This is a genomic window from Psychrobacter urativorans, from assembly GCF_001298525.1.
Taxonomy (GTDB): domain Bacteria; phylum Pseudomonadota; class Gammaproteobacteria; order Pseudomonadales; family Moraxellaceae; genus Psychrobacter; species Psychrobacter urativorans_A.
Map to the genome: position 1 here is coordinate 1,086,591 of NZ_CP012678.1, position 14,556 is coordinate 1,101,146.

The window sequence follows — 14,556 nt, forward strand, 5'->3', positions numbered from 1 at the left end:
GCTAATATTTACAGTTAGCTTTTTACTTTACAGACGGTAAAGCCTAACGCTTTAACCACCTCTTCTTTATCGTAAGGCGCGAGTACGGCTCGTACGTGTTTTTGTCCTTGAAGATATTGCTTAGCGACACGCTGCAAGTCAGTAATCGTAACCGCTAAAATTTCCGCACGCATTTTACGTTGCCAGTCGATACCGCGATGATGCAAGTCGGCAAAGCACGCTTTAACCGCTTCACCTGCTGGTGAACCCGGTTTATCCATGCCTGAAATAATACCTAAGATAGCTTCCTCTAACTGCTCAGCGGTTTGTGGCTCATTCAATAACCATTCAACACTGGCATCAAAATGCGCAAAGGTTTCAGCACAATGCGGATCGCGATAGCTAAAGAATTTAAAGGCGCACGCATTGGCATCGTAACCCGCACCGCCACCATACGCACCGCCACGCTCGCGAATGGCACTATGCAGATAGCCATTACGCAAATATGGTGCTAACACCATCAAGGCAGCGGTATCAGGATGCTCAGGCGCAGGAACGGTATAAGCACTGGCATTATGATAAACGTTGGTCGCCACCAACCATGCTAGGTCTGCAACATCGACTGTCTCGCCATTGTTGGCAATTTCCGGTGTATTGTGTTCACCATCCAAGGCAGGATTAATCGTTAAATCAGCGAATTCACTAGGAATATTAACGGCAGTATTAATCTCTTGTGTCGCAAGCTCTGTAGCACGACTGTCTTTCCAACTATTGACAATCAAACCACTCAAACGTTCAGTTTGTTCCGCTTCACAAATAATCAGTGCATGCTTTGGCAAGCTGATAATACGTTGATGCAAGCTCATGAGACTGGTTGCCAATTGATCCCAAAGCGCATCATCGGTTGCCGCATGCGTTAAGAAATCCTTGAGCGCATTGAGTGCTGGCAGACCACTCCGCACATATTCTAACTGTGACTGACGACTCATACCGCGACTTGCCGTTTGCATGGCATAAGCATGTCCTGAGCCTGCAAGGTTAGATTGCCACCCTGATTGGCGCTGCTGCAAAATCTCTTTAATACGATCATGCTCAGTAAAGATACTGTGCTCCATCACCTCTTTCACCAAATCAATGGCTTCAGGCTTACGGTTCAGCGCGCGCGTTGCCATCACAAAATAGCTGCTAATAGATTGGCTGCTATCAATATTCGTACGCTGGCTCACTCGTGCCGTTACCCCTGATGAGTGCGCCGCTTGCTTGGCTTGCAGCTCATAAGCATCCATCGAATCGGTACCAAGCTCTGATAATAAGCTTAAATAAATCGGCAATAATGGATGATTAATGACGTCATTAGCGGGCAATTCATTAGTGTCTGTATTACCTATCTCATCGGTTAGCGGTACAATGATTTGATAATAATATAAGCCATTCGTGCCCGCCTCATATTCAAATAAGGTGCTGTCTTGACCGCTTAATTGGATTTGTTTTTGTGTGCCTTGTTTAAAGCTAATATCGGTCGGTACGTCTTCTAGACCAACTTTGGGTAATAAGCTTAAATCATCAGGAGCAGCTTGACGCGCAGCCAAATCTAGCGCTTGTTGCTTTAAGATATCTTTATCAGCAGTGGTTAAATCCATCTCAATAGCATCGAGGCGTGCTTGTTCCGCTGCCGCTAAACGGGCTGTTTTTTTACTATCTGGCGTAAGTGTTACGCGGACACGGTGCTGATTATCAAGCAAATGCTGCTTAATTAAATTGGGTAACCATTGTTCATCTTGCACTTGTTCACGCAGCCATAATAAGTGCTCATCCACTTCCCAAACATCAATCGGATTGCCGTCATGAATCGCTGTACTAAAGCCTTCTAACATTAAATTAAGACCATACGGCATACTGTCGCCACCGATATGACGCTGATCAATCTCGATTTGATGCAAAATCGTTTCAATCGTTTCTTCATCTATCGGTGTACTGGCAACGGTAGCTAGCAAGTCCATAATCCCTTGCTCAACCGCTTCGGCATGTTCAGGATTGGAGCCGCGCAGACCGGTATAAAACACCATTTCATAATGGCTATCATCAAGACCTAATAGTGGACTTGGCGCTTTGCCTAGCGGATGACTGTCCAAATAAGCACGCAATGGCGAACCTGCGTGCTCAACCAATACCCCTTCTAGTAAACGTAATGCCAAGCGTTGTTTTGGATCGGTAATCGTTGGTAATAACCATGCCACCACGTGATGGGTTTGGTCAGAACCTTCTTCATCAGCCGTATACGTATCCGTCACACTAATCGGTGCTAATAAACGTTGCTCAGGACGTGACACATGTTTTTTACCCGTTTCAAACTGAATGAGCGCATCGTCATGTATTTTGGCTTGAGTTTCAGCGACTGGAATATTACCAAAGCTCATAATCACGCTATTAGACGGATGATAATGGCTATGGTGAAACTCAACCAATTCATTATGGGTCAAGTCAGGAATATCAGCAGGATCACCGCCAGAATTATAATGATAAGTCGTCGTTGGGAATAAATGATGGGCGACCGCATGATACAGCTGATCAATCTCGCCACTCATCGCGCCTTTCATCTCATTAAAGACAATACCTTTAAATTGTGGCTTATCATTGTCGTCTAATTCAACGCGAATACCTTCTTGCGCAAAATCAAGCGGATGAATATTAGGAAAGAATGACGCATCCAAATAAACCGCTAATAAATTAAAGTAATCATTTTTATTTTGCGTGGCATACGGATACGCTGTCCAATCCGCCGCCGTCATCGCATTCATAAAGGTATTTAGTGAACGCTTAATCATCGAAAAAAACGGATCTCGTACCGGAAATCTCGCAGAACCACATAGCGCCACGTGCTCTAAAACATGCGCCTCACCTTTTGAATCCATTGGCTGCGTGCGAAAGCCCACCAAAAAAGCATTTTCATCACTGGCATGTGCCAAGTGATAATGCATAGCGCCAGTTTGGACATGCTGACTGATTAACACATCCATCGATAGTGCTTCAATATGGCGATGCTCAATGAGCGCAAACGCCGGATGCAAGGTTAAATCAGCCGTAAATAGCGTGTCAGTCATAGTCTTCCTTAGTATTTACCTTTAATAGCAGCGTAAATAATCGTTAAAAAGTGAACATTAAAGTAATGATTGTCAGATTTTGACATCCATTTTTATAGAATTTGTCACATCATTGTATTTTGGAGTTTTGGGGTTTTGATATTTTGGGTAGTCTTATATGTAATGACAAGTTCAAGCAATGCAGCAGAAGCGTTAAAAAGAAGTTGTCTCACAATTTGCCTAACGAAGATAGATGGGGTTTTTATGATCAGAAGTCAAGGTAATACCTGAAAGTTAATCAAGGATAAAGGCGCTATTAACTCTAGTGCTACTTAACAGTAGCCGTTAGTAATGCTATAGTAAAATCTATCTGATAGGAGGAGGATGCTCATGACTTACAAACATATCTTATTGGTTACGGATTTAATGTCCGATGCCGATATCGTTGCGGAAAAAGCCAAACTTATCGTTGCTAACCGCCCTGGGTCTAGGCTATCGGTACTGCATATCGTGAAAGATACTATGGTCGGCTTTGGCTATGAGCTGGTGCCCGCCTCTAGTCTATATGATGAGATTGATGATGAACGTTGCCAAGAAGCGCGCGGACGCTTAGCGAAATTCTTAGAGCGCAATCAGCTGTATAATGTCAATTCTGAGGTGACCACAGCGATATCTAATAGTGAAGGCATTGTTAATTACTGTGCCAAACATAACGTCGATTTACTCGTTATCGGTCGTCATGAACGCCACGGCATTGCGGCATGGCTGAGCGGTGCAACGGCGGATAATATATTGCCAAACGTGCCGTGTGATAGCTTGGTTGTGAGACTGGATAAGCCAGTCACTCAGCGCGGTTAACACTGGTATAACTATGACTATATAAAAATAATGATATAACTTATAAAAAGCGCATGATATCCAAATTAATCATACGCTTTTTTATACGCAATTTTTAATCATTAATTTTCTTGAATAATATCAATAAACGACTGCCAAATTGGGCTTTGATGACGCGCTTTATGCCAGACTAACCACCACGTTCGTGCCAAATCTATACCGTCTACTTTGACTTGAACCAACTGTCCCGTGGTTAATTCGGCATGGATAACATGTTGCGAGAGACAACCCAAACCAATATCAACGCTCACCATGTGCTTAATCGCTTCCGATTGTTGAATTGCCATAATGATTTCAGCATCAGGCATCTGTTGCAATAGCTGCTCATCGATAATTTGCCGTGTCCCTGAACCTGCCTCACGTACCAATAGCGGCAACGTTGCCAACTGCGCGACAGTCAGCCGATAGCAGTCTTTATCGGCATCATATTCTGCCAAACCATTTAACCACTTACTATCACGCTTTGCGAATACCATCAAGGTATCGGTACGCCATGCGCGTTGCTCAATGACTTTTGTATCCGTTGGGCGCGGCATACCTTCTACCAAAGCAATATCAATATTTAATTGCTCAACCTCAGCCACTACCTCTTGCGTATTGGCAATATACATATCGACGTTGGCATCAGGAAGCGCGCCATATAGTTTGGCAAGTAATGGCGGCAACACATAATTGCCGATGGTGGTACTCGCGCCAATATGAATTTGCTCTGCATGATGTTTATGATAATGCTCAAGGGTTAAAGCTTGCCCCAAGATTGCCTGCGCTTGGATATAAACCGGATACGCATTCGGATGTTGGTTGAGCCTACGCCCGACTCGCTCAAATAATGGCATCTGCAATCGTGCTTCTAATTCTGTTAACGCACTACTCACCGCTGACTGGGATAAATGTAACTCTTCACTGGCGCGACTGGTGCTGCCCGTTTGGTAAATGCTCACAAATACTGCCAGTTGCCTAAAAGTAATCTTCGGTAATGTCTGAACTGCCTTTTTCATGATTACTATTGCATCCTATAAAGCAAATCCTTAACCTAAAAAATCGATAGGTTATATATTATTAATCTGTTTTTATTATAGAATAACCTGCTTTATAATGTCTATTCATAAGCTTATGCTTATTTGGATTATTGAGAAATGCTGTGCGTAAAAGCTCATCACCCTTATTTTTTCTAGCTTAAATCTAGCATCAGCAATCCATACTACATAAACGTGTTAATAGGACATTCCGTCATGAAAGCTTTTACCCAAGCAGTCGCCAGTTATATTCCGCGCGGTCGTCATTTAGCCGGATTAATCGTCGTGCTGATCGGTAGTTTATTTTGCTTATGGTTGAATAGCAGCTTGAACACATGGTCAAACGGGCACATCAAGGGCTTGTCCTCATTAACGTTAGCTATTTTAATCGGTATGATACTGGGTAATACCGTTTATTCTAAAGTTGCTGAGCCTTTAAATGAAGGGGTTAGCTTTGCCAAAGGTCAAATACTGCGTTTGGCGATTATGTTCTACGGTTTTAAATTAACCCTGACGCAAGTCGCGAGCGTTGGCTTACCTGCGGTGATGAGTGATGCCTTGGTCTTAACCTCAACCTTTTTAATTACTTATTGGTTGGGTACAAAATGGCTGAAAGTCGATAAGCAAACGACCATATTAATTGGTTCAGGTGCCAGTATTTGCGGTGCCGCAGCCGTTATTGCTGCCGAGCCAATCGTTAAAGCTGAAGCGCATAAAGTCACGATTGCTGTAGCAACAGTGGTCGTATTCGGTACTATCGCTATGGTACTTTATCCCTTTTTATATCATCTTGGCTGGTTACAACCGTGGCTGAGCGCGCAAGATTACGGTGTTTATACTGGCTCTACTATTCATGAAGTGGCTCAAGTTGTGGTTGCGGGTAATACCGTGAGTCCTGAAGTTGGTGATACCGCGGTCGTCACCAAAATGATTCGGGTGATGATGCTTGCACCCTTCTTACTGGTATTGTCTTTTGCATTAACCAAAGGCAGCAGCGAGAATGGCGAAAAACCGTCCTTTATGAACCGTGTTCAACAAGTTAAAGTCCCATGGTTCGCTTTTATTTTTATTCTTATCGTCGTACTGCATACTTGGCTTAATATGAGCGCAGGTTTTGAGCAAGCCATGGTAATGGTAGATGATATATTACTGACGATGGCGATGTTTGCCTTAGGTCTGACCACCCATTTAGGCGCGATTAAACAAGCGGGTGTAAAACCGTTAATCTTAGGTGCAATCATGTTTGCATGGTTAATCGTCGGTGGCGGGCTGATTAATATTGGTATTAGCTTGATATAGACCCTTCGACTTTTTATCGTCACTAATTAAACTAAAAAACGCCTACAACTGCTTGTAGGCGTTTTGCATTGGGTCATGATTAGTTATATATATTTATAAGTCATTCAGAATATTCAAAGCTTAAACTTTTCAAATGAGTTATGTTTCTCACTTTCAAAGCTTAAATAATGAAATCTTAAATAACAGACATAAAAAAACGAACCCGAAGGTTCGCTTTTTATTCATCTTGCTCTAATTGTCTATAAAGACAAATTAGATAGCAACGATGTTATGAGCTTGTGGACCTTTTTGACCTTGAGTTACAGTGAACTCAACTTCTTGGCCTTCAGCTAAAGTTTTGAAGCCTGAACCAGTGATTTCGCTGTAATGAGCAAAAACGTCTGCGCCGCTTTCTGGAGCGATAAAACCAAAGCCTTTAGCTTCGTTAAACCACTTAACTGTACCTTTCATAGTATCTGACATATCATAATCCTAATTTTCTAATTTATTAATGGTCTAGTGACCGGTAACGCTTGCAAATAGCTACTGAACGATAAATATTAAAACGAAGGATTATAACTAATACTACGAGGTAATGATTTGGTGCAGAACTGCTCTTAAGCTTGGATACAGTATAAGGGGGGTCACTCACTATCGCAAGTCTTATCTGATATTTCGTGTAACTAGTTACAAATATAGCGTTAAGTGAGCATTTTTTAATCGTTTTGGTAGTTATTTATCGTCTTAACGGCTGTTTATAGCATAAACAATAAATTTGGGTGGTAGCAGTGGTTACGCGTTCGGTAAGCGAAACAGATAAACAATCACCCCGCTACCCACTACGGCAACAATCCATGCTAGCCATAGCATATCCGCTGGCAGACGATAAAATAACATGAGCGTCGATATCGTCAGCATAATACTGGCTAGCCACTTGGCATATAGCGGCACAGCATGACGATCTTCCCAATCACGAACGAACTTCCCAAAATATTTATGATTAATCAGCCAAAAGTGAAACCGTCGTGAGCTACGCGCCCAACATCCTGCCGCTAATAATATAAAAGGTGCGGTCGGCATCACGGGCAGCAAGATACCAATGATTCCTAATGCAAAGAATAGCCAGCCTAATACGAGAAACAGCCAACGTACGGTAGGATTTTTGGATTGATTGATCTTAGGTCGATGATAAAAAGTTTTTTTTGATGGAGTCATGACTAGGTTATCAACAAATAATAGGTTTAGGCAGTACAGACTACCTATATAAGTTATTAAAGATAAAGAAGTTAACAACACCATTCAAGACTGATTTTGCAGGGTTTTGCTACCGCTGGGTATGTTTGGTTAGTGATTGAGTAAACTGAGTAAATAGATACATTCAGGTTTTATAGGGTTATTCTCTTTAGAGTGGTAATTATTATCAACTCTGAAACGAATAAAATGTGTCATCTGCTGTATTTTTGGTTAACTACAATCTTAGCTTTAAGTGAAGTGAAATAAAAAAACCGCTTACAATCTAAATTGTAAGCGGTTTTTACTTACTGGATAAAGTATTCTCGACAAATAAGCTTTAAACCAATATCAATGCCAGTATCGCAAATACCAAGAAATAGCCAAAGACGCTCATAATCGCGTACATGGTTTTGATCTCTTTACCATTAATCTGAATGCTGGCTAAGGTGTTGCCAAGTTTCAAAATGGAGATGGTATAGAAGTAAAAGGCTAATAACAGCAGTACCATGCTAATGGTAAATATAGCGATGGAAGACAGCGCGCCAAAAAAGACAACCGTTCCAGGAAATAACGCCTCACCTTTGATAATTAAAACCAAGAGTACGATAGCCACACCTGACGCAGACGCATGGAAAAATATAATATCGTGCCACGTTGCATCGGCTTTATAAAAACTAGACTCAATATCGAGCTTATCGTTACTTAGCGTGTTTGGCGCTCTTGACATAGAAGCGCTAGCACGGCTTAACCTATGACTTTTTATATTACTCATGGTCACAAGAAAGGTAAAAAATGATAGGGCGATCCAAAAGATGACAAACATATTTATTTTTATCATAGTCTTTATTCCTAAACCTAGAGAATCTTGATTTAAAAATATCTTGTGTACTACAAGATTCGATATCATATTTTCTGTTTATTTTTCTATTTATATAGTGTTTAAACCTATAACAATGAATGCTTAGATGTTTATCTTAGCAGTCCTATGACTTTTGTTTGTAAAAAAGTGCGCTAATAAGCGGCTTTATTGTAGCGATGTTCATATCTATGATTGCTGTCCGTTTTGATAATGGCACTTAGTTTGTTTAGCCGTGTGGTAAATGTAGGTCGTTATTCACTATGATTTGGCAGGATAGCTTTCCCAGTAATCTGCGATTGCCTTTGGAAAGCAGTATTCTTTTGGCATCACGGTAATGGCGATTGGCACTAATATAGATTTGCTCACACCGCCAATACTCTCACAAGTCGCATTAGTCGGTACGTCATAATAAATCACGCGCAAAGTATTTTGCGGGCAAAGGTCTGAGCACTGGAATGATTTGACCACTGCGATACCATGATGATAACCAATCACCCATTGCTGCGCGCCTTCGGTTGGTGCTGATTCTTTTTGCTCAGCAGCTCGAATGAGATCGGCATCTGTCATGGTGTCTTCATTGGTCGGTGGTGAGACGAGAACGCAAGCGCTCAGGCTTAACAACAATGCACTTAAAGTCAGGGCTTTGGCGGTTGATGTTTTCATGGTGAACGTCCTTGTTTGGAGTAGTTAATACCTACATCTAACGTTGAGTATGTCTCTTAACGGCTACAACTATTTGCCAGATTAATATTGCAAACCAAATATAAAAAAGTAAGCTTATAAACTCAAACCCACTCTTAGATTCCAGAAATCTACTAAAAGGCAAAAAATTTCTCGCAGCACTATTAGCGTAAACTGAAAGAGTATTAAAATAAGGATGAAGAAAGTAATTATAATTATCGAAATAACAGTCATGAAAAGATAGTAACATCGTATATAAAATCAGGCTAATGATTAGCCAGACAATTGGTCTTACATAGTTTCCGCCAAATTCTGACATTAAATCATTCATATAATATACTACTACATCTCGCTTACTGCCGTATGCCTTCAGCTCGCTCTTAAAAGCTTTCATCTCTTGAACAAAAAACCTATTTGCTTCAAGAGTATTCCCTCTAGAATCGAATGAATACTTTATGATTCTAAATGTTTCTCGATTAGTATTGTAAGGATTAATATTTGACTTTAAGAAATTGGGTTGTTCTCTTAAGTCCACATTCTCGAAATCTAAACCATAGTAAAAATTTACTTTCTTGAAGTTTGAGGCGGTCATAAATGTCACAAATCTAAATATCGCTGTCACAGGATAAGATGCTATAACAATTTTATCCGCTTCGCCAAATTCAGCATTTTCAAAATCCGCAACATCATAAAACTTTACTCTTTCAAATTTTGCATAACTAAAATGACTTTCAAAAGCATTAAAGACACCTTGCATTTCTGTATTAATACATAGAAAACTTTCAACCTTCATGTTTGTTATTTCGAAGCTAGAAAGGAAATTTGTGTCATTAATCTGAAGAGATCTTACAGCAATTTTATTAAGTTTAACAACCCCTTCAAATGTACAATTAAAGATTTCCAGTGTTGTGTTAACAAATGACTGCTCATTTAATTCTAGAAAAGGTTCTTTCTTAAAAACTGAGTTTTCTAATCTGAGTAAATTTTTGAAACTACAACCTGAGAATAAACTATCCTCGAAGATATTATTTGTTTCTATGCGCGATACTCTCACTTTAGTCTTAAACTCACATTCAGAAAATAAGCAATTCGTATCATTACTCAACATTGTAATGGGAGTTATATCAAACCAGTTATAAAATACGCATTCTTCAAAGAAAAAACTTACATCTTCAACTTGCCAATCACCTATATATAAATGGCAATCAATTAAGTGAATTCCGCTGAATAATTTTAATAATTTAAAATAATCGAAACTGTCTCTACTCTTTCTATCAGGAAAATGAATATTAGATAAAATGATTAAATCATAGGTATTTGTTCTACGAATCAAGTTTCTAGTTTCTTCATCATTTAAATCACTGTCTCGAATCATCTGAGGAAAGTCTATACCCAAGTCTCTCTTGTATGAGCTAGGTGAAGAACTAAATAAGCTATGAATAGTACTAGAGGTTGAAGCTGATGTTGTAGCAAGAAAGTCTGCTATATAAATCTTTAATAAGTCATAAAACTCAGATAAAACACCTTTCAACTTATCATCTTGATAATTGCTTTTTACACAATGAAGAGCACATTCTTCATGAGGTGCAAACTTATTGTTTGTACAACCTTGGAAAGTACATGTCATGTCTCAAAAATCTCTCGTTATTTACTGCTAATAGGTTAGTAAACCATTCTAATTTCGCTAGCCATCAGTTATATCATAAAATCAGAAAAATCAAGCAATGGTTCAGAGATAAAAAAGCGCTATCACAATTGTGACAGCGCTCTTTGCTATTACAGTTATCTAAGTGTGAGTTACAACGCCTTTAACTCTTCCATCTGCGCTGTCATCGCCGTCAACTGCCCTTCTAGCTCAGCCAATTTTGCTTTCTCGCTTTCGACTACTTCCACAGGCGCTTTACTGACAAAGCCTTCATTACCCAGCTTACGGGCGATACCTTCGGCTTGACCTTTCAACTTATCATATGACTTACCCAAACGAGCCAGCTCAGCCGTTGGGTCAATCAGCCCTTTCATCGGTACAAGGACGCGCAGCTGACCGACCATACTTGATGATGATAATGGCACGTCATCGCCTTCTTTTAGGATGGTTAAGCTCTCTACTTTAGCTAGCGCCTTAAACTGATTGGCGATACGCGATAGACGCGTGTCTTCCGCTGCTGAGATATTTTGTAGCAATACTGGCAGACGTACGGCGTTGCCCAATTTCATCTCACCACGGATATTACGTACGCTGGCGATCAGCTCTTGTAGCCATGCCATATCGGCTTCGGTTTGCTCACTGATTTGCGCAGTATCGGTCTGTGGATAGGCGGCAATCACGATGCTATCGGTGTCTTTACGACCCAATAGCGGTGCGATGGTCTGCCAAATCTGCTCAGTCAGATATGGCATGATCGGATGGCTAAAGCGTAGCGCGGTCTCAAGCACATGCAGCAGCACGTAGCGGATTTGCGCTTTACGCTCGCTTGATACCGAGTCATCATTCAGGCTCGCCTTGGCAAGCTCAACATACCAATCACAGTATTCATTCCAGATAAATTCATAAATATCATGACTGACCATATCAAGGCGATACTGGGCAAAATGCTGATGGATATTGGCAATCGTTGAGTTCAAACGACTCATAATCCATTTTTCTGGTAATTCCCACACCTCAGCATTGGCAGTTTGGTCAATAGCTTGGGCATTGCCTTCTTTATCAACACAGTTCATGAGCACAAAGCGACTGGCGTTCCAGATTTTATTACAGAAGTTACGGTAGCCTTCGACACGTTTTAGATCAAAGTTGATATCGCGACCGGTACTTGCTAAGGATGTAAAGGTAAAGCGCAGCGCATCCGTACCAAATGCCGGAATACCTTCTGGAAATTCTTTACGCGTTTGCTTTTCAATTTTTGCCGCGTCTTTCGGGTTCATCATGTTACTGGTGCGTTTTTCTACCAACGCTTCTAACTCGATACCGTCGATGATATCGATAGGATCAAGAACATTGCCCTTTGACTTAGACATTTTTTGACCATTGCCATCACGCACCAGACCGTGTACATAAACGGTCTTAAATGGTACTTGCGGCGTGCCATCTTCATTTTTGACAAAGTGCATGGTCATCATAATCATGCGCGCGACCCAAAAGAAAATAATGTCAAAGCCAGTAACCAATACACTGGTTGGATGGAACGTTTCCATCACACGTGGATCGGCATTCACATCCGCCCAATCAAGGGTACTAAATGTCCATAGACCAGAGCTAAACCACGTATCAAGGACGTCATCATCTTGGCGCAGTTTCACGTCAGCAGCGAGATTATATTTGCTGCGCACTTCCGCTTCATCACGGGCGACATAGATGTTACCTTCCTCGTCATACCAAGCAGGAATACGATGTCCCCACCACAGCTGACGGCTGATGCACCAGTCTTGAATGCCATTCATCCATGCCATATACATATTTTTATATTGCGCTGGGACGAATTCAATTTGACCGTCTTCTACGGCGGCAATCGCAGGCTGAGCAAGCTCTTTAACCGCTACATACCACTGATCGGTTAACCACGGCTCAACGATTGCACCGCCACGCTCAGCACGAGGCGCTTTTAGCGCATAATCTTCGACTTCTTCTAACCAACCTTGCTCGCCAGCTTGCTCAACGAGGAATTTACGCGCCGCGAAACGCTCAAGTCCTGCGTACTCACTTGGCGTGGTCTCAAGATTTGGCTCACGGGTTTGCAAGTCAGGATAAACTTCCATCGCAGGCAAAATATGCGCATGAGCATCTAAGATATTAATCAGCGGTAATTCATGACGACGACCAAGCTCATAGTCATTAAAGTCATGCGCTGGGGTGATTTTTACACAGCCCGTACCAAAATCGATATCAACATAGTCATCAGCAAGGATAGGTACGATACGACCGGTAATCGGTAAGGTAATGGTTTTACCGACCAAATGCGCATAACGCTCGTCTTTTGGATTGACCGCAACGGCAGTATCACCAAGCAAGGTTTCAGGACGCGTGGTTGCGACGACTAAATAGTTTTTGCCATCTTTAGTAGTGATATCATTATCAGTGAAATGATAGCGGAAATGCCACAAGCTTCCTTTTTCATCATGGTTTTCTACTTCTAAATCTGATAATGCAGTTTGGAACTTAGGATCCCAATTCACCAAACGCTTACCGCGATAAATTAAACCATCATCAAACAGGCGCACAAACACTTCTTTCACCGCATTAGACAAGCCATCATCCATGGTAAAGCGCTCACGCGACCAATCGACCGAGCTGCCCAAACGACGAATCTGACGGGTAATATTACCGCCCGACTCTTCTTTCCATTCCCAGACTTTATCAATAAAATCTTCGCGGCTCATATCACGGCGCTTGATACCTTCAGCTTCCAGACGACGCTCAACCACCATTTGCGTGGCAATACCCGCATGATCGGTACCCGGTTGCCACAGCGTATTGTCACCATCCATACGGTGATAACGGGTTAGAGCATCCATAATAGCATTATTAAAGCCATGCCCCATATGTAGCGAACCAGTGACGTTCGGTGGTGGCAAGGCAATAGAAAACGATTCTTCTTTATCAAAAGTTGGCTGAAAATAACCACTTTCCTCCCAACCTTGATACATACCTGCTTCGACTTCCGCAGGGTTGTAGGCGTTTTCAAGTTGGCTAAGTGCCGCTTGGATAGAAGTGGTTAGATTGGTTTTGCTGCTTTCATTGTTATTGGGATTGCTCATAATAGAATGGTCTTTTATTAATAATGAATGTGGTCAAATAAATACGTTAAAAATAGATAAAATAATTAGTAGGATGATTTTAACGCAGATAGCAGGATTTTGTTAGATGCTAAGGCAATTTAGCTATGTTGTGAGGATGTTGAGCAAAGAATATTGAGCAAGCGCTGGATACAGCAAAGCAAAACTGTCAATTTTATAAAAGGTGCTTATAGAAAGGATTTAGTTAGAAAGAATTTAGTTAGAAGGGGTTATTTAGAAGGTGATGAGTTAGAAATTACTTAATGAGAGGGTTTTAGCTGAGGGGTTTGTGAGGGATAACTTTAGGGATAATGACCGCTGTGCCGTAAGCAATGGCTTCGACCATACTGCCTAATTGGTTAATATTACTGACTTCAAAACGCAGGCCATAAATATGATTGCAGCCTTTGGCATGGGCTTGGGCACGCATACGTACGACGGCTTCACGGCGGGCACGCTCTAATAATGTCTCATAAGTAGTAAGATTCTTACCAAAAAAACTCAACACTTTAGCAATCACCATTTTAAAATAATCTTGGGCAATGACGACACTACCAATTACCAGCTCACCTTGACTATTCTCCGTAAGGGTTGGCTGATAAAAACGCTCAGTTGAGACGATAATATGTCTTAAAGCTTTTTCATCTATAAGCAGCTGAGCTAAATGCTGACGCTCATGACGCGACCCAAAAAACCAACCGACCACAAATAATATCACCAACGGTGCATAGTTAATAAGTATCTGAGTGACAGAGTTGTTCAT

Annotated in this window: 11 protein-coding genes; 2 read left to right on the forward strand and 9 right to left on the reverse strand. The window is 41.3% G+C overall.

Annotated elements, in window-relative coordinates:
* Positions 1 to 14: 14 nt before the first annotated feature.
* On the reverse strand, positions 15 to 3,080 hold the full coding sequence (locus tag AOC03_RS04740; RefSeq protein ID WP_062533831.1) for an insulinase family protein: 3,066 nt from the start codon (positions 3,078 to 3,080) through the stop codon (positions 15 to 17).
* A gap of 369 nt (positions 3,081 to 3,449) precedes the next feature.
* Here AOC03_RS04740 and AOC03_RS04745 point away from each other — a divergent pair, with 369 nt between their 5' ends.
* Positions 3,450 to 3,917 (forward strand): universal stress protein, encoded by a 468-nt coding sequence (locus AOC03_RS04745; protein ID WP_062536490.1) that lies wholly within the window; start codon positions 3,450 to 3,452, stop codon positions 3,915 to 3,917.
* A gap of 101 nt (positions 3,918 to 4,018) precedes the next feature.
* Here AOC03_RS04745 and AOC03_RS04750 read toward each other — a convergent pair whose 3' ends face one another.
* A complete protein-coding gene (locus AOC03_RS04750; protein WP_062533832.1) occupies positions 4,019 to 4,954 on the reverse strand; it encodes a LysR substrate-binding domain-containing protein in 936 nt (311 codons plus the stop codon).
* A 234-nt stretch (positions 4,955 to 5,188) separates the two neighbouring features.
* Here AOC03_RS04750 and AOC03_RS04755 point away from each other — a divergent pair, with 234 nt between their 5' ends.
* Complete coding sequence (locus tag AOC03_RS04755; protein WP_062533833.1) at positions 5,189 to 6,271, forward strand: YeiH family protein; 1,083 nt, start codon at positions 5,189 to 5,191, stop codon at positions 6,269 to 6,271.
* A gap of 252 nt (positions 6,272 to 6,523) precedes the next feature.
* On the opposite strand, the gene AOC03_RS04760 is transcribed toward AOC03_RS04755, so the two are convergent.
* From AOC03_RS04760 to AOC03_RS04790, 7 genes are all read right to left on the reverse strand, one after another.
* Complete coding sequence (locus AOC03_RS04760) at positions 6,524 to 6,733, reverse strand: cold-shock protein (protein ID WP_062533834.1); 210 nt, start codon at positions 6,731 to 6,733, stop codon at positions 6,524 to 6,526.
* Between the two features lie 309 nt (positions 6,734 to 7,042).
* Complete coding sequence (locus tag AOC03_RS04765; protein WP_062533835.1) at positions 7,043 to 7,465, reverse strand: YbaN family protein; 423 nt, start codon at positions 7,463 to 7,465, stop codon at positions 7,043 to 7,045.
* Between the two features lie 355 nt (positions 7,466 to 7,820).
* Entirely contained in the window at positions 7,821 to 8,210 is a 390-nt protein-coding gene (locus AOC03_RS04770; RefSeq protein ID WP_157049289.1) for a hypothetical protein, read from the reverse strand.
* A gap of 390 nt (positions 8,211 to 8,600) precedes the next feature.
* Positions 8,601 to 9,005, reverse strand: coding sequence for a hypothetical protein (locus AOC03_RS04775; RefSeq protein WP_062533837.1), 405 nt, complete (start codon positions 9,003 to 9,005; stop codon positions 8,601 to 8,603).
* 37 nt (positions 9,006 to 9,042) lie between these two features.
* On the reverse strand, positions 9,043 to 10,650 hold the full coding sequence (locus AOC03_RS04780; RefSeq protein ID WP_062533838.1) for a hypothetical protein: 1,608 nt from the start codon (positions 10,648 to 10,650) through the stop codon (positions 9,043 to 9,045).
* Between the two features lie 170 nt (positions 10,651 to 10,820).
* On the reverse strand, positions 10,821 to 13,775 hold the full coding sequence (locus AOC03_RS04785) for a valine--tRNA ligase (protein ID WP_062533839.1): 2,955 nt from the start codon (positions 13,773 to 13,775) through the stop codon (positions 10,821 to 10,823).
* A 292-nt stretch (positions 13,776 to 14,067) separates the two neighbouring features.
* On the reverse strand, positions 14,068 to 14,556 hold the full coding sequence (locus AOC03_RS04790; protein ID WP_062533840.1) for a YbjQ family protein: 489 nt from the start codon (positions 14,554 to 14,556) through the stop codon (positions 14,068 to 14,070).

Excerpts from the sequence above, each read along its gene's own strand:
- AOC03_RS04770 (WP_157049289.1), bottom strand. The coding sequence starts at position 8,210 with ATGTCAAGAGCGCCAAACACGCTAAGTAACGATAAGCTCGATATTGAG.
- AOC03_RS04785 (WP_062533839.1), bottom strand. The coding sequence starts at position 13,775 with ATGAGCAATCCCAATAACAATGAAAGCAGCAAAACCAATCTAACCACT.
- AOC03_RS04790 (WP_062533840.1), bottom strand. The coding sequence starts at position 14,556 with ATGAACAACTCTGTCACTCAGATACTTATTAACTATGCACCGTTGGTG.
- AOC03_RS04750 (WP_062533832.1), bottom strand. The coding sequence starts at position 4,954 with ATGAAAAAGGCAGTTCAGACATTACCGAAGATTACTTTTAGGCAACTG.
- AOC03_RS04760 (WP_062533834.1), bottom strand. The coding sequence starts at position 6,733 with ATGTCAGATACTATGAAAGGTACAGTTAAGTGGTTTAACGAAGCTAAA.
- AOC03_RS04775 (WP_062533837.1), bottom strand. The coding sequence starts at position 9,005 with ATGAAAACATCAACCGCCAAAGCCCTGACTTTAAGTGCATTGTTGTTA.
- AOC03_RS04740 (WP_062533831.1), bottom strand. The coding sequence starts at position 3,080 with ATGACTGACACGCTATTTACGGCTGATTTAACCTTGCATCCGGCGTTT.
- AOC03_RS04780 (WP_062533838.1), bottom strand. The coding sequence starts at position 10,650 with ATGACATGTACTTTCCAAGGTTGTACAAACAATAAGTTTGCACCTCAT.
- AOC03_RS04745 (WP_062536490.1), top strand. The coding sequence starts at position 3,450 with ATGACTTACAAACATATCTTATTGGTTACGGATTTAATGTCCGATGCC.
- AOC03_RS04755 (WP_062533833.1), top strand. The coding sequence starts at position 5,189 with ATGAAAGCTTTTACCCAAGCAGTCGCCAGTTATATTCCGCGCGGTCGT.
- AOC03_RS04765 (WP_062533835.1), bottom strand. The coding sequence starts at position 7,465 with ATGACTCCATCAAAAAAAACTTTTTATCATCGACCTAAGATCAATCAA.